Origin of the sequence: Verrucosispora sioxanthis, assembly GCF_010560025.1 — a bacterium.
Lineage (GTDB): Bacteria > Actinomycetota > Actinomycetes > Mycobacteriales > Micromonosporaceae > Micromonospora > Micromonospora palythoicola.
Window position 1 is genome coordinate 149,192 of record NZ_SAIY01000009.1, and the last position, 22,451, is coordinate 171,642.

General features: G+C 72.1%; 19 protein-coding genes and 3 pseudogenes. 11 read left to right on the plus strand and 11 right to left on the minus strand.

Annotated elements, in window-relative coordinates:
• Positions 1 to 146 precede the first annotated feature (146 nt).
• From qcrB to ctaE, 4 genes and pseudogenes are all read right to left on the minus strand, one after another.
• A complete protein-coding gene (gene qcrB, locus ENC19_RS23460) occupies positions 147 to 1,766 on the minus strand; it encodes a cytochrome bc1 complex cytochrome b subunit (RefSeq protein ID WP_164449241.1) in 1,620 nt (539 codons plus the stop codon).
• Positions 1,763 to 2,845, minus strand: coding sequence for a cytochrome bc1 complex Rieske iron-sulfur subunit (qcrA, locus tag ENC19_RS23465; RefSeq protein WP_164449242.1), 1,083 nt, complete (start codon positions 2,843 to 2,845; stop codon positions 1,763 to 1,765). The genes qcrB and qcrA overlap by 4 nt, the downstream gene beginning before the upstream one ends.
• An 11-nt stretch (positions 2,846 to 2,856) precedes the next feature.
• Positions 2,857 to 3,695: pseudogene (qcrC, locus tag ENC19_RS23470) on the minus strand (cytochrome bc1 complex diheme cytochrome c subunit).
• A gap of 76 nt (positions 3,696 to 3,771) precedes the next feature.
• Positions 3,772 to 4,371 (minus strand): aa3-type cytochrome oxidase subunit III, encoded by a 600-nt coding sequence (gene ctaE / locus ENC19_RS23475; RefSeq protein ID WP_164449244.1) that lies wholly within the window; start codon positions 4,369 to 4,371, stop codon positions 3,772 to 3,774.
• Between the two features lie 108 nt (positions 4,372 to 4,479).
• Between ctaE and ENC19_RS23480 the strand changes: the two genes are divergently transcribed.
• From ENC19_RS23480 to ENC19_RS23495, 4 genes and pseudogenes are all read left to right on the plus strand, one after another.
• Positions 4,480 to 5,478, plus strand: a complete 999-nt coding sequence (locus ENC19_RS23480; protein WP_164449245.1) for a cytochrome c oxidase assembly protein — start codon at positions 4,480 to 4,482, stop codon at positions 5,476 to 5,478.
• Between the two features lie 174 nt (positions 5,479 to 5,652).
• Positions 5,653 to 6,048 carry a response regulator gene (locus ENC19_RS23485; protein WP_164449246.1) on the plus strand — a complete coding sequence of 132 codons (396 nt, stop codon included), beginning with the start codon at positions 5,653 to 5,655 and terminating at the stop codon, positions 6,046 to 6,048.
• An 84-nt stretch (positions 6,049 to 6,132) separates the two neighbouring features.
• A pseudogene (trpD, locus tag ENC19_RS23490) lies at positions 6,133 to 7,178 on the plus strand (anthranilate phosphoribosyltransferase).
• Between the two features lie 109 nt (positions 7,179 to 7,287).
• Positions 7,288 to 7,485: a hypothetical protein gene (locus ENC19_RS23495; RefSeq protein ID WP_164449247.1), complete on the plus strand. Its 198-nt coding sequence runs from the start codon at positions 7,288 to 7,290 to the stop codon at positions 7,483 to 7,485.
• Between the two features lie 66 nt (positions 7,486 to 7,551).
• Here the strand turns inward: ENC19_RS23495 and ENC19_RS23500 are convergent, their stop codons facing one another.
• Together ENC19_RS23500 and ctaC are read right to left on the minus strand one after the other, a co-directional pair.
• Complete coding sequence (locus ENC19_RS23500) at positions 7,552 to 7,980, minus strand: cytochrome c oxidase subunit 4 (protein ID WP_164449248.1); 429 nt, start codon at positions 7,978 to 7,980, stop codon at positions 7,552 to 7,554.
• A 10-nt stretch (positions 7,981 to 7,990) separates the two neighbouring features.
• Positions 7,991 to 8,962: an aa3-type cytochrome oxidase subunit II gene (gene ctaC / locus ENC19_RS23505; protein WP_164449249.1), complete on the minus strand. Its 972-nt coding sequence runs from the start codon at positions 8,960 to 8,962 to the stop codon at positions 7,991 to 7,993.
• 193 nt (positions 8,963 to 9,155) lie between these two features.
• Between ctaC and ENC19_RS23510 the strand changes: the two are divergent.
• A pseudogene (locus ENC19_RS23510) lies at positions 9,156 to 10,306 on the plus strand (cysteine desulfurase family protein).
• Positions 10,303 to 10,539, plus strand: a complete 237-nt coding sequence (locus tag ENC19_RS23515) for a sulfurtransferase TusA family protein (RefSeq protein ID WP_164449250.1) — start codon at positions 10,303 to 10,305, stop codon at positions 10,537 to 10,539. Before ENC19_RS23510 ends, ENC19_RS23515 begins: the two are co-directional and overlap by 4 nt.
• 55 nt (positions 10,540 to 10,594) lie before the next feature.
• On the opposite strand, the gene ENC19_RS23520 is transcribed toward ENC19_RS23515, so the two are convergent.
• The 3 genes from ENC19_RS23520 to ENC19_RS23530 form a co-directional block, all read right to left on the minus strand.
• The gene (locus tag ENC19_RS23520; protein ID WP_164449251.1) at positions 10,595 to 11,572 is read right to left on the minus strand and encodes a carbohydrate kinase family protein; all 978 of its coding nucleotides are present in this window, start codon (positions 11,570 to 11,572) and stop codon (positions 10,595 to 10,597) included.
• Between the two features lie 222 nt (positions 11,573 to 11,794).
• Complete coding sequence (erpA, locus tag ENC19_RS23525) at positions 11,795 to 12,163, minus strand: iron-sulfur cluster insertion protein ErpA (RefSeq protein ID WP_093401225.1); 369 nt, start codon at positions 12,161 to 12,163, stop codon at positions 11,795 to 11,797.
• Between the two features lie 151 nt (positions 12,164 to 12,314).
• Positions 12,315 to 13,454, minus strand: coding sequence for a glycerate kinase family protein (locus ENC19_RS23530; protein WP_164449252.1), 1,140 nt, complete (start codon positions 13,452 to 13,454; stop codon positions 12,315 to 12,317).
• A 67-nt stretch (positions 13,455 to 13,521) separates the two neighbouring features.
• Between ENC19_RS23530 and nadA the strand changes: the two genes are divergently transcribed.
• From nadA to ENC19_RS23550, 4 genes are all read left to right on the plus strand, one after another.
• Entirely contained in the window at positions 13,522 to 14,697 is a 1,176-nt protein-coding gene (nadA, locus tag ENC19_RS23535; RefSeq protein ID WP_164449253.1) for a quinolinate synthase NadA, read from the plus strand.
• Positions 14,698 to 14,923: 226 nt separating this feature from the next.
• Positions 14,924 to 16,279 (plus strand): UDP-N-acetylglucosamine 1-carboxyvinyltransferase, encoded by a 1,356-nt coding sequence (gene murA, locus ENC19_RS23540; RefSeq protein ID WP_164449359.1) that lies wholly within the window; start codon positions 14,924 to 14,926, stop codon positions 16,277 to 16,279.
• Between the two features lie 79 nt (positions 16,280 to 16,358).
• A complete protein-coding gene (locus ENC19_RS23545; protein WP_164449254.1) occupies positions 16,359 to 16,964 on the plus strand; it encodes a DUF3043 domain-containing protein in 606 nt (201 codons plus the stop codon).
• 517 nt (positions 16,965 to 17,481) lie between these two features.
• Complete coding sequence (locus ENC19_RS23550) at positions 17,482 to 17,766, plus strand: hypothetical protein (RefSeq protein ID WP_164449255.1); 285 nt, start codon at positions 17,482 to 17,484, stop codon at positions 17,764 to 17,766.
• A gap of 1,324 nt (positions 17,767 to 19,090) precedes the next feature.
• Here ENC19_RS23550 and ENC19_RS23555 read toward each other — a convergent pair.
• On the minus strand, positions 19,091 to 19,405 hold the full coding sequence (locus tag ENC19_RS23555; RefSeq protein WP_164449256.1) for a hypothetical protein: 315 nt from the start codon (positions 19,403 to 19,405) through the stop codon (positions 19,091 to 19,093).
• Positions 19,406 to 20,311: 906 nt separating this feature from the next.
• Here ENC19_RS23555 and ENC19_RS23560 point away from each other — a divergent pair.
• A complete protein-coding gene (locus ENC19_RS23560) occupies positions 20,312 to 21,436 on the plus strand; it encodes a WG repeat-containing protein (RefSeq protein ID WP_408058102.1) in 1,125 nt (374 codons plus the stop codon).
• A 233-nt stretch (positions 21,437 to 21,669) separates the two neighbouring features.
• Here the strand turns inward: ENC19_RS23560 and ENC19_RS23565 are convergent, their stop codons facing one another.
• Entirely contained in the window at positions 21,670 to 22,395 is a 726-nt protein-coding gene (locus tag ENC19_RS23565; RefSeq protein WP_164449257.1) for a quercetin 2,3-dioxygenase, read from the minus strand.
• Positions 22,396 to 22,451 lie beyond the last annotated feature (56 nt).

Genomic DNA, 22,451 nt, shown 5'->3' on the forward strand with positions numbered 1-22,451 from the left:
TTGGACCGCACGGATACCCGGCTGACCGGGGTTATTCCTGCGATCCGGCGACGGCGGGAAGCGATGACGACGTCCGGATGCGGCGAAACGGGCGTGGCGCCCGCCGGAGCAGGTCCGACGGGCGCCACGTCAAATTACGACGGATCTCAGGGGCGGTTCTCCCCGCTGGTGATCTCCTCCCGCTCCGGCCGTGGCTCGACCGGGGGATGCCCCGGCGAGACCGGTGCCTCGGCCGGCCGCTCGATCGGGTAGAAGAAGCCCCGGATGGCCGGGCCGAGGGCACCGAGCCGGTTCATCTTCTTCGGTACCACCCAACCGGCGTAGTCCAGTTCGCCGTGCCCGTCGCCCGCGCCGAGCGGCTGGTGCACCTCGACGAACCGCCCGTCCGGCAGGCGCCGGATGATGCCGGTCTCCACGCCGTGCGCGAGGACCTCCCGGTCGTGCTGCTGCAGCCCGAGACAGATGCGGTAGGTGACGTAGTACGCCAGCGGCGGCAACAGCAGCAGACCGATCCGGCCGGCCCAGGTCATCGCGTTCAGGCTGATCTGGAACTTGTCGGCGATGACGTCGTTCGCGCCCGACAGGGTCAGGATCACGTAGAAGGTGAGGGCCATGACGCCCAGGCCGGTGCGGAACGGAACGTCGCGGGGACGCTGGAGCAGGTTGTGGCTGCGGTAGTCCTTCAGGTGGCGGGCCTCCATGAAGGGGTAGAGCAGGGATATCGCCACCAGGATGCCGGGTAGCACCACTGTCGGCCAGAACAGCGGCGGGATCACATAGCCCTCGCCGATGGGTATCGTGATCTCCCAGTCGGGCATCAACCGGGTCGAGCCGTCGAGGAACATCACGTACCAGTCGGGCTGGCTGGCGGCCGAGACCACCCACGCCTCGTACGGGCCGAACAGCCACACCGGGTTGATCTGGAACAGACCGCCCATCAGCGCGATCACGCCGAAGACGACCATGAAGAAGCCGCCCTGCTTGATCGCGTAGCGCGGGAACATCCGCTCGCCGACCACGTTGCCGTTGGTCCGGCCGGGCCCCGGCCACTGGGTGTGCTTCTGCTTGAACACCAGGCCCAGGTGCACGGTGATCAACGCGACCAGCAGACCCGGGATGAGCAGCACGTGGGCGATGAAGAACCGGCTGATGATGATCGTGCCCGGGAACTCGCCGTTGAAGACCGCCGCGGTCACCCAGGAACCGATCACCGGGATGGACAGCATGATCGCCGAGGCGATCCGCAGGCCGGTGCCGGACAGACCGTCGTCCGGCAGCGAGTAACCGGTGAAGCCGGCTAGGAAGCCGACCCAGAACAGCAGCGAGCCGATGATCCAGTTGGTCTCCCGCGGCTTGCGGAACGCGCCGGTGAAGAAGACCCGCAGCATGTGCACCACGATCGCGGCCATGAACAGCAGCGCCGCCCAGTGGTGCATCTGGCGCATGATCAGGCCGCCGCGGACGTCGAAGGAGATGTCCAGCGTCGAGGCGTACGCGGCCGACATCGGCGTGCCCCGCAGCGGGGCGTAGCTGCCGTTGTAGATGACCTCCGTCATCGCCGGCTCGAAGAAGAAGGTCAGGAAGACCCCGGTCAGCAGCAGGACGATGAACGAGAAGAGCGCGATCTCGCCGAGCAGGAAGGACCAGTGGTCCGGGAAGACCTTGTTGAGCAGTCGGCGCAGCGGGGTCGCCACCTGGAAGCGGTCGTCGACCGCTCGGGCGGTGTTGCCCGGCACCGCTGCCACGTCAAACTTTCGCCGCTTCACGGCCGCTCCCAGAAGTCGGGCCCGACAGCCTCGGTGTAGTCGGACGTCGCCACGAAGTAACCCTCAGCGTCCACCTCGATGGGCAGCTGAGGCAACCGCCGGCTGGCCGGACCGAAGATCGGCTTGGCGTTGTCGGTGATCAGGAACTGTGACTGGTGGCACGGGCAGAGCAGCCGGTTGGTCTGCTGCTCGTACAGGCTCGCCGGGCAGCCGGCGTGCGTGCAGACCTTCGAGTAGGCGGCGTAGTTGCCCCACATGTAGCCGCCGTGCCCGGCACGCTCGTTGGCGCGCCGCGATTCCACGGCGTCGTCCTCGCGCAGGTGGATCAGCAGGGTGGGCGAGTCGGCGTACCGGTTGCTCACCCCGTGCTCCACACCCGGGAAGACGGTGATCTGACCACCGGCGCTGATGTCGGCCGGCCGGATCGGTCGGCCGTCCTCGCGGACCAGGCGGATCTTCTGACCGTCCCGGGGGGCGAACCCGGTGGTCAACATCTGGTCGTCCTTGTGCGGGTCGGAGATCAGCCCGCCGACCAGGGGCGCGGCGGCGACAGCACCGACCGGCAGCAGACCGGCCAGCAGCGACACGCCGAGCAACGGACGACGCTTCACGCCCAGCTCGTCGGCCATGTACGCCATGGTCTCGCCGGTGATCCGCTGGTCCTCGGCGGGCGGGGCACCCTCGTGCCGGTCCTGGATCGACACCTCCTTGGGCAGCAGCTTCTTGCCCCAGGTGAGGATGCCGAAGCCGATGCCGAGCAGGGCGACGCCGAGGGTCACGCCGAGCAGCGGGGTGTAGAGCTTGTCACCGCCGCGACCCGGCTCGTACTCCCAGGGCCACCAGATGTAGATGGCCAGGAACGCCGTCGCCGCCAGCCCGGTCAGCAGGAAGAAGCCCGCGACCGTGCGGACCAGCCGCCGTTCGGCCTTGGTGCCCGGGGCCACCTGCGGCTCGTAGTGGACGATCTCGATGTCGTCCCGCCGGGCGCCCTCCCGGACGATGTCGAACCGGCTGAGCCGGGGGTCGTTCACGTCGACCCGTTGGCTCGGCAGGTTCGACTGCCCGGTCTGGCTGCTCATGGTCCCCCCGCTCACGACTTGCCCGCGATCCACAGGCTGGCGAAGACCAGCGCGACGATACCGACGAGGAAGATCGCCACCCCCTCGGTGGAGGGTCCGTACCGGCCCAGGTTGAACAGGCCACCCGGGTCACCGTCGTCCTTCAGCGTCTGCTGGATGTAGGCGATGATGTCGGCCTTCTGCTCCGGCGTGATCTGGTTGTCACCGAAGACCGGCATGTTCTGCGGGCCGCTGAGCATCGCGGCGTAGATCTGCCGGTCGGTGGCCGGCCGCAGGCTCGGCGCGTACTTGCCCGAGGAGAGGGCACCGCCGCCACCGCTGAACGCGTGGCACTGCGAGCAGTTGATCCGGTAGAGCTCGCCGCCGATCGCGACGTTGCCGTCGGCGTGCAGGTTGTCACCGGCCGGCACGACCGGCCCACCGCCGAGTTCCTGGACGTACGCCGCGAGCTGGTCGATCTCGTCGCGGGTGAAGACCTCGGGCTTGCGCGCCGCCTGGGCCTCCTGCCGCGCCATCGGCATCCGACCGGTGCTCACCTGGAACTCCACCGAGGCGGCGCCGACGCCGATGAGGCTCGGCCCGCGCCCCTCGACTCCCTGCGCGTTGCGACCGTGGCAGCTCACACAGCTCACGTCGAACAGCGCCTTGCCGTCGGCGGCGGCGCTGCTCAGCGGCGGATTCTCCTGGGCGGCGGCGCCGGGGGCGAGCACGGTGTAGGCGCCGCCGGCCAGCATCAGCGCGGCGACCAGCCGGACCGCAGCACCCAGCCGGCGGCGGCCCCTGCTGGGCGCCCGGGCCGCCCGCGCAGCCGCGCGAACAGACCGCGTCGGCGGTCGTTGTGAGAAGTCATGACCTGTGTCCTTAACCGGTTGGACCTTGTGTTGCGGGGGGTGGAGCAGCGGCAAGGCGGCTGGTGCGCGCCAAGATCACTGAAGCCAGTAGATCATGGCGTAGAGCGCGATCCACACGACGTCGACGAAGTGCCAGTAGTACGACACCACGATCGCCGAGGTGGCCTGCGCCGGGGTGAACCGGCCCATGGTGGTGCGGATCATGAAGATCACGAAGGCGATCAGACCACCGGTGACGTGCAGGCCGTGGAAGCCGGTGGTCAGGTAGAACATCGATCCGTAGCCGTCACTGTTGATCTTGACGCCGTGGTGCACCAGCTCGCGGTACTCGTTGAGCTGGCCGAGCACGAAGATCAGGCCCATCACGAAGGTGATCGTGAACCAGCGTCGCAGCGCGTGGACGTCACCCTTCTCGGCGGCGAACACGCCGAGCTGGCAGGTCACCGAGGACAACACCAGGATCACCGTGAAGGTGGTCGCGTACGGGATGTTGAGGACCTCGGTGTGCTCCGCCCACTGCTCCGGCGCCGCCGCGCGGATGGAGAAGTACATCGCGAACAGCGCCGCGAAGAACATGAGTTCGCTGGAGAGCCAGACGATCGTCCCGACGCTGACCATGTTCGGCCGCGTCAGGGAGTGGATCCGGCTCTTGTCAATGGCTGGGGCCGCAGTCACGCGGTCATTATTGCCGTTCACCACGGCCGGCGATCAGCGGGGGGTGAAACCCGGGCCAGCAGTGGCCCGATCGGTACCGTCCGGTTCGCCTGACCTAGGCTGATTGGTGTGCTGCACGTCGATCCGATCTCCGTGGCCGCCGCGACCGCGCCGCTGCTCACGGCCGCGACCAGCCCTGCCGCCAGCGACGTGACGACGAGCGCCGGGATTCTGGCGGCCCAGGCCACTCCGCCGCCGTTCTCCATCACCGCCGTGTTCACCGAGGCGCGGCTGGACAGCTGGCTCGCCGTCGGCCTGGTCCTCGCTGCCGGGCTCTACCTCTACGGGGTGTACCGGCTGCGGCTGCGCGGGGACCGCTGGCCGATCGCCCGGACCATCTTCTTCCTCGGCCCCGGCCTCGGCGGCATCGCCTCGGTGACGGTCAGCGGGCTGGAGGCGTACGACAGCACGCTGCTGTCGGTGCACATGGTGCAGCACATGGTGCTGTCCATGGTCTCGCCGATCTTCCTGGCCCTGGGCGCGCCGGTGACCCTGGCCCTGCGTACCCTGCCGACCGGCCCACGCAAGCGGCTGCTCGCGGTGGTGCACAGTCGGATCGCCCGGATCTACACCTTCCCGCTGGTGGCGTTCGCCATCTTCGTGGTGAACCCGTTCGCGCTCTACTTCACCGACCTGTACCGCTACACGCTCGAACACGCCTGGGCGCACGAGCTGGTGCACGCGCACTTCATCATGACCGGCTGCGTCTTCTTCTGGCCGCTGCTCGGCCTGGATCCGCTGCCCGGACGCTGGCCGTACCCCGGGCGGGCACTGCTGATGCTGCTGTCGGTGCCGTTCCACACCGTGCTCGGGCTCACCATCATGCAGAGCACCACCCTCTTCGGCGGCGACTGGTACCCCTCGCTCGGGCTGGGCTGGGCCGACCCCCGGGAGGACCAGGTGCTAGCCGGCGGCATCCTGTGGGCCGGCGGCGAGTTCGTCAGCGTGACGATGCTCGCGGTGCTGGTCGTGCAGTGGATGCGGCAGGCCGAGCGGGAGGCCCGCCGGATCGACCGCGAGCTGGACCGCCAGGAGGCCCGCCGACGGGCGGCGGAAACCACCGCCTGAGGCCAGCCCGGCGGACCGGCCGGGGCGGCGTGTCACGCGCACCACACCGGCCGGTACGATCAGCCACGCAGCTACGAAGTGGGAGCCGTTGGGAGCCATGAGCGAGCACAGCGAGCGGGTCACGCTCGGTGCGATGGCGCCTCAGGACGGCACGAAGCGAAGCGGAGTGTCGGCATGAGTGACCGTCTGTGCACCGTCCTGCTCTACAGCGACGACCCGCAGGTGCGGGACCGGATGCGGCTCGCCGTCGGCACCCGACCCGCGGCCGACCTGCGAGTCGAGTTCGTCGAGGCGTCCACCTACGCCGAGTGCGTCCGACTGGTCGACGACTACGAGATCGACCTGATGCTGCTCGACGGTGAGGCCACCCCCGGCGGCGGCATCGGCATCGCCCGGCAGATCAAGGACGACCGCGACGACGCCCCACCGACCTGCGTGGTGATCGCCCGCGCCGCCGACCGATGGCTGGCGTCCTTCGCCGAGGTCGACGCCACCCTGGTGCACCCGCTCGACCCGGTCACCACCGCCGCCACGGTGACCGAGCTGCTGCGCACGAGCGCACCCGCCTGACGTCCCACTCCGGCACCGCCACGGCGCCGGGCGAGCCGGCGCCGGTCCCGTCCCACCCGTAACCGTCTGCTCGGGAGGCCCGCCATGGGCGATCGGACCTGGCCACACCTGCTCACCGCGCTGTTGCGTGGCGAGGAACTGTCCACCGCCGATACCGCCTGGGCGATGGGCGAGATCATGTCCGGATCGGCCGCGCCGGCCCAGATCGCCGGCTTCGCCGTCGCGCTGCGGGCCAAGGGCGAGACCCCGGCCGAGGTGACCGGGCTGGTCGAGGCGATGCTGAGCCGGGCCGTCCCGGTCGAACTGCCCGAGAAGGTACGCGCCGAGGCCCTCGACGTGGTCGGCACCGGTGGCGACCTCGCCCACACGGTGAACATCTCCACGATGACGGCGCTGGTCGTGGCCGGCGCCGGCGTACGCGTGGTCAAGCACGGCAACCGGGCCGCCTCGTCCTCCTGCGGCACCGCCGATCTGCTGGAGTTCCTCGGCATTCCACTTGATCTCGGGCCCGAGCAGGTGGCCCGGTGCGTCGCCGAGGCCGGCATCGGCTTCTGCTTCGCCGCCCGGTTCCACCCCGGCATGCGCCACGCCGGTCCGGTCCGCCGGGAGTTGGGGGTGCCGACCGCGTTCAACTTCCTCGGCCCGCTGACCAATCCCGGCCGTCCCCGCTCCGGGGCCGTCGGCTGCTTCGACGCGACGATGGCGCCGGTGATGGCGGCCGTCTTCGCGGCCCGGGGCGACTCGGTGCTGGTGATGCGCGGCGAGGACGGGCTGGACGAGTTCACCACCGCTGCCGCGACCCGGTTCTGGATCGCCCAGAACGGGGCCGTCAGGGAGACCGTGGTGGACGCGGTCGACCTCGGCGTACCCCGGGCCACCCTCGCCGAACTGCGCGGCGGCGACGCGGCCCACAACGCCGGGTGGCCCGACGCCTGCTCGCCGGCGAGCCGGGGCCGGTGCGCGACGCCGTCCTGGTCAACGCGGCGGCGGCGCTGGCCACCCAGGGTCCGCTGGACGGCGACCTGACCGAGGCGCTCCGCGCCGGTCTGGGCCGGGCCGCCGAGTCGATCGACTCCGGTGCGGCCGCCCGCACCCTCGACCGCTGGATCGAGGTCGCCCGCACCGCCTGACCTCGCCCGTGCCCGGGCGGCGCGGCACGTCGGAGGGTCGTGGGAAACTACAACCGAGTAGTTCCGGCGACGTCCGGCGACCGGCCGCCCCGAGCGAAAGGAGAGGTCCGTGTCGGAGCGCGAGCTTCACTGCGACATCTGCGGCAGCATCCAGCGGTTCGAGGTGCCCCCCTGTGTCGACGGCCACGGTGCCGACTGCCCCGAACGGGCCTGCACCGGCTGCGGTGCGGCGATCATGATGGTGGTGAGCATCGCACCGCGCCGGTCGACCCGCCGCCGTGCGGCCGTCCACCACCGCGCCGCCTGAACAACCCGCCCACCCGACGACGACAGGGCCCGCCCCACCGGGGCGGGCCCTGTCGCGTTGCGAGGCTCAGTGCTCGGCGGTACGCCGAGTGCCGCTGTAGTACTCGAACAGCAGGCCGCAGGCGGCCAGGATCACGGCCACCGCACCGAGGCCGAGCAGCCAGAACTGCCAGAACACCAGGCCCAGGCCGGCGATCGCGGCGGCCAGGGCCAGCCCGAACGGCCAGTAGCTGCCCGGGCTGAAGAAGCCGATCTCGCCCGCACCGTCGGCAATCTCGGCGTCCGGCCGGTCCTCCGGGCGCAGGTCGATGCGGCGGGAGACGAACCAGAAGAAGCCGCCGCACATCGCGCAGAGCAGGAACGACAGCAGCAGGGCCACGGTGCCGATCCACTCGACCCGACCGCCGGAGTCGGCCCACGTCCAGCCGCCGTAGAGGACGGTCGCGAAGAGCAGGAACCCGGCGATGATCAGGAAGATACGCCACTCGGTCTTCATGCCGGTTGCCTCAGCTTCCCGTGCCGGCCGGAGCGGTGTCCGGGTTGAAGTTGCTCTCGTCACGCCGCGTCTCGAACGGCCTCGTGGTGATCGCGTACGGCTCCTCGCCGATGGAGGTCAACGCCTCCTGGGTCGAGGCGCCACCCTGCTTGGCGGCGAGGAAGCGGTCGAAGTTCTCCGGCGAGACGACCCGCAGCTCGAAGTTCATGAAGGCGTGGTAGCTGCCGCACAGCTCGGCGCAGCGACCCACGTACGCCCCCTCGGTCTCCAGCGAGGAGACCTGGAACTCGTTACGGATGCTGCCGGGGAAAACGTCCCGCTTGAACAGCATCTCCGGCACCCAGAAGGAGTGGATGACGTCGCGGCTGGTCTCCTCGAACCGGATGGACCGGCCGGTCGGCAGCACCAGGATCGGGATGACCTCGCTGGTGCCGAGCACCGACGCGGTGGTCTCGGCGTCGACGCCCTGGCCGTCGCGGTAGTTGAACTGCCAGTTCCACTTGAAGGCCACCACCTCGACGGTCACATCGGGGTTGTTGGTGGTCTTGACCACGTCGGTCTGCACCACCGCGGTGTAGTAGAAGAGCACCGAGACGATCAGCACCGGCGCGATGGTGTAGAGGAACTCCATCGGCAGGTTGTAGCGGGTCTGCACCGGCAGTTCGTTGCCGCGCTTGCGGTAGCGCACGATGCACCAGAAGATCAGGCCCCAGACGAAGAAGCCGACCGCGAGCGCCGCGACGCACGAGGCGATCCACAGGTCGTACATCCGTCGGGCCTCGGGAGTGATGCCGCCCTGCGGCCAGCCGAAGCCGCCGAACGCCGCTCCGACATCACAGCCCGTGAGCAGGACCAGCAGCGCCGCCCCACTGAATCCGAGCCCGGCGAGACGCCCGGCACGACGCCCTCGCCGCCCACCGGCCCGCGAGGATGCGCTGTGCCGTACGGCCGTCGGCCGTACCTCCGAACTCCTTGCGACCACCTGGTCCTGCCTCCCTAGCGCGCCGCGGTGTCCTCGTTTCGGCCGGCTCCGCCGAGCGGAGCCGCCGCACCGGCGGCAAAGGCGTCACCGACGGTCGCAGATTACTCGACCATGACGGGCTGGACCCGGTTGGGGTCGTTGTCCGCACCCGACGGGGGATCGGGTGCGGACCGGGACGATAGCGTGGGCAGACGTGACTGCCTCCCCCGTCTACCTGGACGCGGCCACCGCCGCGCCGCTGCATCCGGTCGCCCGGCAGGCGCTGCTGGCCGCGCTCGACGACGGTTGGGCCGACCCGGACCGGCTCTACTCGCCGGCCCGGCGCGCGCGTCAGTTGCTCGACGCCGCCCGCGAGGCCACGGCCGAGACCCTCGGCGTACGCCCCGACGAGCTCTCCTTCACCGCCAGCGGCACCACCGCCGCGCACGCCGCCGTGCTCGGTGGCCTGCGTGGACGCCGACGGGCCGGCCGGGTCCTGGTGCACTCGGCGATCGAACACTCGGCCGTGCTGTACGCCGCCGAACAGCACGTCGCCGACGGTGGCACGGCCGTCGAGGTGCCGGTCGACCGTCTCGGCCGGCTGGACCTGGACGCCTGGTCGACGGCGGTCGCCGGGGCCCACGTGGCGTCGGCCGCGCTGATCGCGGCCAGTCACGAGGTGGGCACGGTGCAGCCGGTCGAGGCCGCCGCCGCGGCCTGCGCCCGGTCGGCGTGCCGCTCTACGTCGACGCCGCGCAGGTGGTGGGCCGGATGCCGGTGCCGCCCGGCTGGTCGGTGTTGACCGCGAGTGCCCGCAAGTGGGGCGGTCCGCCCGGCGTCGGACTGCTCGTGGTCCGCAAGGGCACCCGCTGGGAGTCGCCCTGGCCGACCGACGAACGGGAGTCGGGGCGTACCCCGGGCACGCTCAACCTGCCGGCGGTGGTCGCGGCGGCGGCGAGCCTGCGCGCGGTGACGGCCGACGCGGCGGCCCAGGCGTCGCGGCTGTCCGCGCTGGTGGACCGGATCCGGGCCCGGGTGGCGGCGGAGGTGCCGGACGTGGAGGTGGTCGGCGATCCCGAGCGCCGACTGCCGCACCTGGTCACCTTCTCCTGCCTGTACATCGACGGGGAGGCGCTGCTGCACGCGCTGGACCGGCGGGGTTTCGCCGTCTCGTCGGGCTCGTCCTGCACCTCGTCCACCCTGCGCCCGTCGCATGTGCTGGAGGCGATGGGGGTGCTCTCGCACGGCAACGTCCGGGTCTCGTTGCACCCCGGCAGCACCGAGGCCGACGTGGAGCGCTTCCTCACCGAGCTGCCCGGCATCGTCGCCGACCTGCGGGAACAGGCGGGGGTGACGGGGCTGTGAGCGCTCCCGACGACCAGCCCGACGAGGTGCTCGACTGCCTCGGCCAGCGCTGCCCGCTGCCGGTGATCGCCCTGGCCCGCCGGCTGCCGGAGCTGCCGGTGGGCACGGTGGTCCGGGTGCTCGCCGACGATCCGGCGGCGGCGGTCGACATCCCGGCCTGGTGCCGGATGCGTCAGCAGGAGTTCCTGGGCAACGCACCCGGCCCCGGCTACGACGTGCGCCGCGCCCACTGAGCCAGGCGGTGCCCGGGACACCGCCTGGCTCGCGCTGCGGCAGAGGCAGGGTGGGTCAGGGGAGCATGTGCGGGCGGATCTCGTCGGCGGCGTGGTCGCCGTAGGACTCGGCGAGGCGCTTGACGAAGGCGTCGCGGTGCACCTGGTACTCCTGGGTGCCGACGGTTTCCAGCACCAGCGTGGCCAGCAGGGAGCCGACCTGCGCGGCCCGCTCCAGCCCGACCCCCCAGGACAGCGCGGTGAAGAAGCCGGCGCGGAAGCCGTCGCCGACGCCGGTCGGATCGACCGCCTGGGTTTCCCGGGCGATCGGCACGTGAATCGTCTCGATCTCCCGCCCAGCGATCTCCACCCCGTGTTTGCCCAGCGTGGTGACCCGGATCTTCACCCGGTCCAGCAGTTGCGCGTCGGAGAGGCCGGCCTTGCTCTGCAGCAGCGACTTCTCGTAGTCGTTGGTCATCAGATAGTCGGCACCGTCGATCAGCGCCACCACGTCCTCGCCGGGCATCCGGGCGAGCTGCTGCGACGGGTCGGCGGCGAACGGGTAGCCACGCTCACGGCACTCGGCGGAGTGGCGCAGCATCGCCTCCGGGTCGTTGGCGCCGACCAGCACCAGGTCCAGCCCGCCGAGGCGCCGGGCGACCGGGTGCAGCTCGATGTTGCGAGCCTCGCTCATCGCCCCCGCGTAGAACGAGGCGATCTGGCACATGTCGGTGTCGGTGGTGCAGACGAAGCGGGCGGTATGGGCGATCTCGCTGACGTGCACCGAGTCGCAGTCCACGCCGTGCCGCTCCAGCCAGGAGCGATAGTCGGCGAAGTCGGCGCCGACGGCGCCGAGCAGCACCGGCTGGAGACCGAGCTGGCCCATGCCGAACGCGATGTTGGCCGCCACCCCGCCCCGGCGCAGCACCAGGTCGTCCACCAGGAAGGAGAGCGAGACCTTGTGCAGCTGGTCGGCGATGAGCTGGTCGGCGAACCGACCGGGGAAGCTCATCAGGTGGTCGGTGGCGATCGAGCCGGTCACGGCGATCTTCATGGCAACCCTCGGGGTCGGCGGCAGAGCCCGATCAGCCTACCGGCAGCACCACCTGCGGGCGACCATCCGCCTCTCTCCCACCCGCCACCTCCGCCACTCCCGTCGACCCCGCCGGCACGGGCGATCAGGAGGTTCTGGTCGGGCCACGGTGGCCGGAGACGCAGAGACGCGGACGGCGGTACGGCCCATGGGCCGTACCGCCGTCCGCGTGCGAAACCGGACTCAGCTGAAGGAGTCTCCGCAGGCGCAGGAGTTGCCCGCGTTGGGGTTGTCGATCGTGAAGCCCTGGGCGTCGATCCGGTCGGCGAAGTCGATGGTGGCGCCGGCCAGGTAGGGGGCGCTCATCCGGTCGACGACGACCTCGACACCGTCGTAGTCGGTGACGATGTCACCGTCGAGCGAACGCTCGTCGAAGAAGAGCTGGTACCGCAGGCCGGAGCAGCCGCCCGGCTGCACGGCGACCCGGAGTCGCAGGTCGTCGCGGCCCTCCTGCTCGATCAGGGCCTTGACCTTCTGCGCCGCGACGTCGGTGAGGACGACGGACGTGGGGGCCTTGGCCTCGGTCGACTCGGTCTGCGCTGGCGTGGTCACGTGGAATTCTCCCTGCGGCGCGTCGGTGTGGTCCTCCCCTGGCCAACGTCAGCCGCCGGTCAGCGATTCCCACAGTGGTCCAGTTTCTGATTGTAGGCCGCCGGTGGCCGCGCCACCCGGCGGCGTGACCAGGCACTCGGTCCGAACCGGGTCAGCGGCTCCACTGCCGGGCCAGCCGGGCGCCGAGCTCACGCAGCCCCTGCGCCGGGCGCTCCAGCGCGGCGGCCAACCCGCCGCGCTCCTCACCGCCGAAGTGCTCCACCAGGCTGTACGTGTCGGTCACCCCGACCGACGCCGCCTCCCGCCGACCGGTGCTCACCTGCCCGGCGAGCACGACACAGGGTACGCCCCGGTCGCGCGCGGCCCCGGCCACTCCGGCCACCACCTTGCCGCGCAGCGACTGGTGGTCGAATCGGCCCTCCCCGGTGACCACCAGGTCGACCTCGTCGAGCACGGTGTCCAGTTCGACGACCCGGCTGACCAGCCCGATGCCGGACTCGCACCGTCCGCCCAGGGCGAGCAGCCCGGCACCGGCGCCGCCGGCGGCGCCGCCACCGGGCAGTGCGCCCAGCCCACTGGGGCAGCCGGGCAGGTCCCGCTCCAGCACCTCGGCCCAGCGCCCGAGCGCGGCATCGAGCAGCAGCACGTCAGCCCGGTCGGCGCCCTTCTGCGGGCCGAAGACGTTGCTCGCGCCGTGCAGCCCGAGCAGCGGGTTGTCGACGTCGGTCGCCGCGATCAGCCGGGCGTCCCGCAACCGGGGCGTCCCGTCGAGTTTCGCCGCCGCGGCCAGCGCCGCACCGCCGTACGGCAGGGCCGCGCCGGTGCCGTCCAGCGCCACCGCGCCCAGGGCGGCGAACATTCCCGCGCCACCGTCGTTCGTCGCCGAGCCGCCGAGCCCGACCACCACCGTGCGTGCGCCGGCCTCGACCGCGGCGGCGATCAGCAGACCCAGGCCGTACGACGTGGTGGCCAGCGGGTCACGCTCGGCGGCGGAGAGCAGGTGCAGCCCGCAGGCGTGCGCGCTTTCCAGCCAGGCGACCGCGCCCCCGTCGGTGAGCAGCATCTCACCGGTGACCGGGCGGCCCAGTGGATCGGTCGTCGGCACCGGCACCCGCTGGCCGGGCAGCGCCTCGGCGAGCACGTCGAGGAAGCCCGGTCCCCCGTCCGCCAGCGGCCTGACCAGCAGGTCGTCCCCGGGTGCCACCTCCCGCCAGCCCTCGGCCACGGCGGCGGCGACCTGCGGAGCCGGGAGCGTACCGGCGAACTTGTCCGGGCAGAGCAGTACGCGCATGCCTGGCAGTGTGGCAGCCCACACCGGCGCGGGCGGCACGGCGGTCGCGCTGTGGGACCATGGAGGCGTGACGTCGACCTGGGTTGAGCCCTCCAACACCGCCACTGCGCTGCTGCTCCTCGGCCGCGGCAGCGACCCCGCCACCGAACGTGGCGTGGAGTGTCCGGGTGACCTGCCGGCACCGAGCGATCCGGACCTGGTGGCCCGCGCGACGGCGGCCAAGGCCGCCCTCGGTGACCGGGTCTTCGTGCTGGGCCACCACTACCAGCGCGACGAGGTGATCCAGTTCGCCGACGTGACCGGCGACTCGTTCAAGCTGGCCCGCGAGGCCGCAGCCCGGCCGCAGGCCGAGTTCATCGTCTTCTGCGGCGTGCACTTCATGGCCGAGAGCGCGGACATCCTCACCTCGGACGCGCAGCAGGTGGTACTGCCCGACCTGGCCGCCGGCTGCTCGATGGCGGACATGGCCGCGCTGCCGCAGGTCGAGAACGCCTGGGACGTGCTCACCGAGCTGGGCCTGGCGGAGCACACCGTCCCGGTCACCTACATGAACTCCTCGGCGGACATCAAGGGTTTCGTCGGGCGCAACGGTGGTGTGGTCTGCACCTCGTCGAACGCGAAGCGGGCCCTGGAGTGGGCGTACCAGCAGGGCGAGAAGGTGCTCTTCCTGCCCGACCAGCACCTGGGCCGCAACACCGCCGTGCTGGAGATGGGCCTCTCCCTCGACGACTGCGTGCTGTACGACCCGCACAAGCCGGGCGGCGGGCTCACCGCCGAGCAGCTACGCGAGGCGAAGATGATCCTCTGGCGCGGACACTGCTCGGTGCACGGCCGGTTCACGCTCGACAGCGTCAACGACGTCCGGCAGCGGGTGCCGGGGGTGACCGTGCTGGTGCACCCCGAGTGCCGGCACGAGGTGGTGCGGGCGGCCGACCTGGTCGGGTCGACGGAGTACATCATCAGGACCATCGAGGCCGCCCCGGCCGGCTCCGCCTGGGCCGTCGGGACCGAGCTGAACCTGGTCCGCCGGCTGGCGCTGGCCCACCCCGACAAAAAGATCATGTTTCTGGACCGGGCGGTCTGCTACTGCTCGACGATGAACCGCATCGATCTGCCGCACCTGGTCTGGGCGCTCGAGGAGCTGGTCGCCGGGCGGGTGGTCAACCGGATCACGGTGGACGCCGACACCGCGCACCACGCCCGGGTGGCGCTGGACCAGATGCTCGCGCTGCCCGGCGCCTGACCTCGACCAGGCATCACGCTCAGTAACGCCCGGTGTACGCGAAAGTGCCGGATCACCGATAAATGCCCTCCGAAGCGGTGTGACCGGATCCATTCTCATCACGGAGGGCTATGCTGCCGGGCGACGACACATGCGGGCGCGGGCGTTTGCGCGCGGTCGCGCCCCGGGTAGCGAACCGGTGGTGTCCATCCATCGAAACGGCAGCACGCACGCGCTGGAGGTTGCGTTGACCGACGACATCCTGGTCGTACACGGAGGCACGCCGCTGCAAGGGCGGATCCGCGTGCGCGGCGCGAAGAACCTGGTCTCCAAGGCGATGGTCGCCGCCCTGCTCGGCGACAGCCCGAGCCGGCTGTTCGACGTACCGAAGATCCGCGATGTCGAGGTCGTCCGGGGTCTGCTCGGGCTGCACGGTGTCAAGGTCACCGACGGCGACGAGGACGGCGAGCTGGTCTTCGACCCGGCCAACGTGGAGAGCGCCAGCACCGACCAGATCAACGTGCACGCCGGCTCCAGCCGGATCCCGATCCTGTTCTGCGGGCCGCTGCTGCACCGCCTCGGGCACGCCTTCATTCCGGACCTCGGCGGCTGCCACATCGGGCCCCGGCCGATCGACTTCCACCTGCAGGCGCTGCGGGAGTTCGGCGCGACCGTCGACAAGACCCCCGAAGGGCTGCACCTGTCCGCGCCGAACGGGCTGCACGGCACCAAGTTCGCGCTGCCCTACCCGAGTGTGGGCGCGACCGAGCAGGTGCTGCTGACCGCGGTGATGGCCGAGGGCGTCACCGAGCTGCGCAACGCGGCGGTCGAGCCGGAGATCATCGATCTGATCTGTGTCCTGCAGAAGATGGGCGCGATCATCAAGGTGCACACCGACCGGGTGATCGAGATCCAGGGCGTACCGAAACTGCACGGCTACACCCACCGGCCGATCCCGGACCGGATCGAGGCGGCGAGCTGGGCGGCGGCGGCGCTCGCCACCCGGGGTCACGTCGAGGTGCTCGGCGCCGAGCAGGCCGACATGATGACCTTCCTGAACGTCTTCCGCTCGGTCGGCGGCGAGTACGAGGTGACCGACACCCGCCCCCCTCGGCTGGGACAGCCGGGGCAGGAGGGCGGCATCCGCTTCTGGCACCCGGGCGGCGAACTCCAGGCCACCGCGCTGGAGACCGACGTGCACCCGGGCTTCATGACCGACTGGCAGCAACCGCTGGTGGTCGCCCTGACCCAGGCGCGTGGCCTGTCCATCGTCCACGAGACGGTCTACGAGCAGCGCCTCGGCTACACCGAGGCGTTGAACTCGATGGGCGCGAACATCCAGGTCTACCGGGACTGCCTGGGCGGCACCCCGTGCCGCTTCGGCCGACGCAACTTCAAGCACTCCGCGGTGATCGCCGGCCCGAGCAAGTTGCACGCCGCCGACCTGGTCATTCCCGACCTGCGGGCGGGCTTCAGCCACCTGATCGCCGCGCTGGCCGCCGAGGGCACCTCCCGGGTCTACGGCGTCGACCTGATCAACCGGGGCTACGAGGACTTCGAGGCCAAGCTCGCCGACCTCGGCGCGCACGTGGAACGACCGTAGTCGGCCAGCGACGTCACCCGCCGCGCGTTCGGCGCACCGCGATGTGCGGCAGGCGCGCGGCGTTGGCTACCCTTGCCGCGTGCCGTCGCTGTTTCGTCGCAAGTCCGCCGACCTCGCCGATCCCGCCACCGAGCCGCTGACCCCGGCGCAGGAGGAGGCGGCCGAGGCGGCTCGGTCCCGTGCCTACACCCCGGCCAAGGGTCGCCAGACGCCCAAGCGACCCGTGACCGGGCGTCGACCCGCCGGGGCGACGAAGCCGCTGAGCAAGGACGAGGCGAAGGCGGAGCGCCGACAGCGTCGTGCCGAGGCGGCCGCGGAGTTCCGGCGGGAGGGTGGCCCCCGCGACCGGGGGCCGGAGCGGCTGCTGGCCCGCAACGTGGTCGACTCCCGGCGTACCGTCGGCACCTGGTTCTTCGGTGGTGCGCTGGTGGTGCTGATCGGCTCGAACCAGGCGATGCCGCCGGTGATCCGGTTGGCCTCCAACCTGCTCTGGGGTGCGCTGGCGCTGGGCGTGGTGGTCGACTCGGTGCTCATCTCGCGCAAGATCAAGAAGCTGGTCCGCGAGCGGTTCCCGAAGTCCACCCAGCGAATGGGGTCGCTGTACCTCTACGCGATCATGCGGGCGATCACCTTCCGCAAGCTGCGTACGCCGGAGCCACGGGTCGCCATCGGCGACCAGGTCTGACCGCGGGTTCGGTCCGCGCCGCACAGGCCGGGCGACGAGCGGCTGACGGTGGGTGTGGCAGCGTCGGGAGTCCGATACCGGCATAGGGATAAATGTCCGGATCAATAGGATAACGTTTGGGTTGACGAGGGTGCCGCAGTGGCGGTGACCGAGCCCGCGCCGTTACCCTCCATGCGCAGCCATCCGGTGCCCGGACGAGCGATTTTGCCGGCCTCCGGGGTGCCCAGCGCGACCATTTCCGACGAGGTGACATCGCCGTGAGCGAGCGGACGCGAGCCGACCACCGGGGCGCGACCGTGAGCGGGCGGGCGCCGGCCCTGGGCTCCGGCGCGGCCGGTGCACGGCCCCGGGTCGCCGCGGTTGCGTCGGACCGGTTCCCGCGCTGCGGGTCGCGTGACGTGCGCCGCCCACCGGCGGCGTCCCGGCCGCAGCGACAGGTTCGGCGGATGAGTCAGGCTACGCCGACCGGTGGCATCGATCCCGCCGAGCCATCCTGGGTCGTCGAGCCGACGAGCGAATGGCAGCCGCAGTTCCCCTCGGCCAGCGTTGCCCGGGTGACATCGGGGCCGAGCACCAGCCACCGCCCCCACGAGGTCGCGCGAGCGCCGTCGGACGCGCCGAGGTGCCGCCACTCGCGCCGACCCGACCCGACGGCACCTACGTCGGCCGGTCCTGGGACGACGAGCCGGACGGCTGGCCGGGCCGGCACGAGATCCCCGACCGTCGACCCGCCGCATTCGAACGGTGCGCAACCGTACGACCGGTCGGTGCCACCCGCTCCCGGACGGAGCGCCCGGACTGAGGGGCGGCTCGTCGTACGACGATGCTCCCAGGGGTCGCGACGGGTCGTCTGGTCGGACTTCTGACCGCAGGCCTCCGGCGCCGGTGCGCCGCCGCGCCGCGACCGGCGCGACCCGGACCGCTACGTGGACCGCCGAGACCCGCGCGAATCCGGACTGGCGCGACCCGGATCGCGCCCGCGACCAGCGCGATCCCGACCGGTACGCGCGACGCGACCCGCAGCGGTACGCCGGCCGGGAGCCTGAACGACGTGACCCGGCGCGACGACCGGTACCCACGACCCGAACCGGAGCGACGGAGCCAGCGCGAGCCCGACAAAGTCGTACCCGGATCGGCTGCGCCGCCGCGCCGAGCCGACCGGTTGCGACGAGTACCGGCGCGGGCACCGGTGTCCCCGGCCGCCCGGAGCCCTTCCGGCTGGGTGGCGAGACGGACGAGGAACGTCGGCCCGCCGCCGCACAACACCGCCCGGCCGATCAGCGTCGACCGTCGGCCGCCCGAGGACGTCTCCCGCGTCCCCGCTACCAGTGGAGTCACCACCCCGCAGCCGGCCCGCGCCGACGGCCCGGTGGTCGACGGTTACCGCGGTGACTTCGTCGGCGGCGACCCGACGCCGCGCCGTACCCGGACGGCTACGTCGACGACGAACCGGTCCGGGTACCCCCCGCCGATGAGTGGGTCCGCCCGGACCGCGACCGCCGGTGGGTGCCCCGCAGCCGTCGACGCCGGATCCGCAGGAGTACGGCACCTGTCGCGCGGCGACCTGCCCTGGCCGGCACCCGGACCGTTGCGGCCGAGCAGCGGTCGGGACCATCGCGAGTACCAGCGGCCGACTTCCGCAGGAGCGGGATGTTGACTGGCGGCTGGGCGGCTCACCGGACGGTGCCGAACCGGAGCGGTCTGTCGACCGGCGCCGGCCGCTGCGCTGCCCGAGCCTGAGCGGCCGGTCTCCGGGCACCTGACCAGGATCCGCGCCGCCGGCACCTGTCGGTGGTGCCGGACCATCCCGTCTCTCCCGGCCCCGAGCGCAACCAGTCCTGTCTCCCCCGCTCCCGGAGTGGGACCGTCCAGTCTCACCCGCGGCAGCGGGCCGGCCCGGCCTGTCTCCCCGCTCCGCAGCACCGCCAGCCGGGGTCGACTCCGCGCCACACCGTCGCCCCCTGCCGCGCCGGTCGGGGACCTTGAGCCGGCCAGGACCGGACTGCACCGTCACGCTCCCGACCACAACCGGACTGACCTTCCCGGCCAGGACCGGAGCGGCCTGCCGCCTCCGCTGCCGGCCGGGCACCGACGGGGGACGCCGTCCGACCGGCACCGCTGCATCTTCAGCACGAGGTACGTCCCGCGCGCCGTTGCACGAGCACCAGGTCCGTCCGGCTCCACTGCACGATCAGCCGGTCGTCGCCTTCGCCATCACCACCGACACCGGCGCCCTCGGTGGCCGCCGCGCCCTGCACCTGTCGCTGCGCCCCGGCCCGTCCGGTCTCCGCACCACCCACCCAACGCTCCGTGCCCGCACCACCCGCCCACCGACCGGTCTCCGCACCACCGGCCCAGCCGCCCGTGCCTGCACCGTCGGGGCGTGGGATGTCCGGGGCCAGCCGCCGACCCGGCACCGGTGGGACCGCCGCCGGAAGCACGACCCGATCCCCCGCCGGGCGCGGCCCCGGCGCCGACCGCACCGCCAGCCCGCCAGCCCACCTGGGTACGTTCCGCCGGCGCCCGAGCCGTCCGCGCCGGGACCCGCCTGCCTCGCCGACGCTCCGGCAGAGCTGGTTCGGGCCCGCCACCGAGCTGCCTGCCGCGGCGCGCAGGCCCCGCCTGCCGCCGCACCGCCACCGGTGCAGCCCGCACCGCCTGCCCCGATCCGCTCAGCTGCCGGGCCCGTGTCGGCACCACCCGGTTACGCCCGCCGACCGGCCGGCGCCACCCGGACCTCGCACCGCCCGACGTCGCGGCCCTCGCGCCGCCGGCCACGGCATCTCCCGGCTCGGCACCGTCCGCACCGCCACCACCCGATCAGCCCGGAAGCCGCCGCACCACCGGCATCGGCCACCCCACCGCCCGCGGTCCCGGCGTGCCTCCCGCTGGCGTCGACACTGCCGGTTCACCCGCACCCGCCGTCTCGCAGCCACCGGTCACCACGCCGTCCGCCGGAACACTGCCGACCTCGGCGCCTCCCGTGTCGGCGCCGTCGGTCTCCAGAACTCCCGGCGGGCCCGACTTCGGTGCGCCGGTCTCGGCCGTGCCGGTCTCGACGTCGCCGGAGCCTCTTCGCCGACCGGTGACCCCAGCCAGCGGACGACCAGGCTCAGCTCGGGTACGCAGCGGGCCCACTGGCGCGGCGGGCGGCGACACCCGCGCCTGGCGAGGCTGTCGAGGGTGCTGCCGGCACCGCGTCGGGTGACGTCGGAGATGGCAGCGGCCCGGTCGACGCGCTGCTCGACCCCTCGGCAGACTCCGGACTCCCGGCCACCGACGAGCAGGGCGCCGCGGATGCCACCGACGACGAGCCGGCACCGGAACCACCGGCCGATCCCGAACAGGTGCTGGCCCGCTTCCGCTGGCGTCTCGATCCGGTGACTCTGCGGGAGACCGTCGACGACCCGGAGGAACTGCGCGAGGTCCGGGAGCGGCTCACCGAGAAACTCGCCTCGGCGCTGGACAACCGGTCCCGCGCCCGGCTGCTGAGCCTGCGCGCGGTCGCCTCGCGGGTCCTCAACGACCTGGACGACGCGCTGGCCGACGGCCGAATGGCGCTGACCTACGCCGAGGCGACCGGTGAGTTGCGCCGGGCCGCGCTCGCCCAGGCCCGGCTGGCCCACGTACTGCGCTGGCGGGGCGAGTTCGCCGAGGCCGACCGGCTGTTCGCGGAGGCCAACTCGATCGAGCTACCCGACCGGCTTCGCGCCGCGCTGCACGAGCACGCCGCCCGCTGCTGCTACGACCAGGGCCGGCTGATCGAGGCCTGCCATCACTTCGAGCGGGCTCTCGACCTGCGCGGCGAGCAGGACGCCGAGTTGCTGGACCGGGTCCGGACCGGCCTCGACGCGGTCGCCAGCCGAGCCGAGGAGGGCGGCTTCGGGCCGTACCCGCGCAGTTGGGACGAGGTGTTGGAGCGCGACCGCACTCCGGTGCCGGCGCGCGACGGCGGCCAGGGCCTGTGGGGTTACGCGGACGCCGAGGGCGACATGGTGGTGGCCGCCCGGTACGCGGAGGCGCAGCCGTTCCGGGACGGCCTGGCCTGGGTACGCGGACCGCAGACCGACCGCTGGTCGTTGATCAACCTGGCCGGCGAGACGGTGCTCGAACCGACCTACCTGGCGGCTCGGCCGTTCTCCGACGGCCTGGCCTGGGTGGTGCGCGACGAGAGCGGTTGGCACGCCGTCGACGCCACCGGCGCGGTGGCGGTGCCGCCGGGTTTCGCCGACGTGCGGCCCTTCCACAAGGGTGTGGCGGTGGTCCGCCGGGAGGGCTGGGGCGCCGTCGACCGCACCGGCCGGATCGTGGTGCCGACCCGTTACCACGGCTTCCACACCACGCTGGCCGACGGCCACCACGTCGACGGCTTCACCGAGGAGGGGCTGGCCGTGGTGGACCTGGCTGGCCGCAAGGGTGTGGTGGACCGGAGCGGCCAGGTGATCGTCAGGCGCACGGCATCTGGCGCATGATCATCCTTAGTCGTTTTCCCGGTCAACAGCAGGTTGGAACTGGTGCTTGACTGGCAGCATGCGAGTCGTTGATCGATCTGGATGTGTTCTCACTTCCATCTGGCGGTGGTGGTGGAACGCGCCGAGATCGACGGACTGCGCCGACGCCAACCCGGTGCCTGAGGCCGGCGGCCCGACCGCCGGTCGCCGCGCGGCCACCGGCGGTCGCGTCCCGGCGCGGGATCAGGCCGGCGCTACTGGCCGCGTGCGGGCCTGCCTGGCCTTGGGTCCCACCCGGCACGGGTGGCGGCGTCCGGTGCGGGGCCCGGCACGCGCCGGTGGGGCGCGCAGGCGCCGGGGCCGGAGTGCGCTCGTACCCGGGGATGCGGAAGACGATCCTCCGGCGTCGCGGGCCAAGACCAGCTCGGACCGCGACCCGTCTCGCTGCGCTGAAGGCGGTCACGGTACTGGCCGGTGGGTCGGTTGGGGGCCGGGCCGGTCGGCTGGCCGGGTGGCGGGCCCAGCAGTTCGATCCCGTGCCGCGCGGAGGCGTGCCCGAGCGCGGCCGGGTCGATCGGCGCCGGGTCCGGCAGCCGACGCTCCACCGCCGGCACCCCGACCTCGGCGACGTACTCCTCGAAGCCCGCGGGGGTGGTCAGTTGCAGCACCCGCAGCGGTTCGTCCGGACCGACCACGAAGGTGTGCGGCAGGCCCGCCGGCAGCAGCACGAAATCGCCGGGTGCGGCGGTCAGCACCGCGTCGTCGCAGTAGAACGTTGCGGTGCCGGACAGCAGGTAGAACATCTCGTCCTCGACCTGGTGCCGGTGCAGTGGCGGGGCGAAGCCGGGCGGGTTGACGAACTCGACAGCGGTGAGCCGGCCGCCGGTCTGCGCGCCGGCAGCCTTGACGGTGACCAGGTTGCCCAGGAACCAGTACGCCTCCCCCTCGTCGGGCCGACGTACGAACGGATGGACGGACATGGGTGCCTCCCCGGTGTCGACAAGCTTCGCTGGACAGCGAGCTATTGGATAGCCAG

Coding starts and splice junctions, on each gene's coding strand:
- ENC19_RS23530 (WP_164449252.1), bottom strand. CDS start 13,454: ATGCGCGTACTGCTCTGCCCGGACAAGTTCGCCGGTACGCTCCCGGCT.
- ENC19_RS23550 (WP_164449255.1), top strand. CDS start 17,482: ATGGCAGCCGCAGTTCCCCTCGGCCAGCGTTGCCCGGGTGACATCGGG.
- qcrA (WP_164449242.1), bottom strand. CDS start 2,845: ATGAGCAGCCAGACCGGGCAGTCGAACCTGCCGAGCCAACGGGTCGAC.
- ENC19_RS23500 (WP_164449248.1), bottom strand. CDS start 7,980: ATGAAGACCGAGTGGCGTATCTTCCTGATCATCGCCGGGTTCCTGCTC.
- ENC19_RS23520 (WP_164449251.1), bottom strand. CDS start 11,572: ATGAAGATCGCCGTGACCGGCTCGATCGCCACCGACCACCTGATGAGC.
- ENC19_RS23485 (WP_164449246.1), top strand. CDS start 5,653: ATGAGTGACCGTCTGTGCACCGTCCTGCTCTACAGCGACGACCCGCAG.
- ENC19_RS23565 (WP_164449257.1), bottom strand. CDS start 22,395: ATGTCCGTCCATCCGTTCGTACGTCGGCCCGACGAGGGGGAGGCGTAC.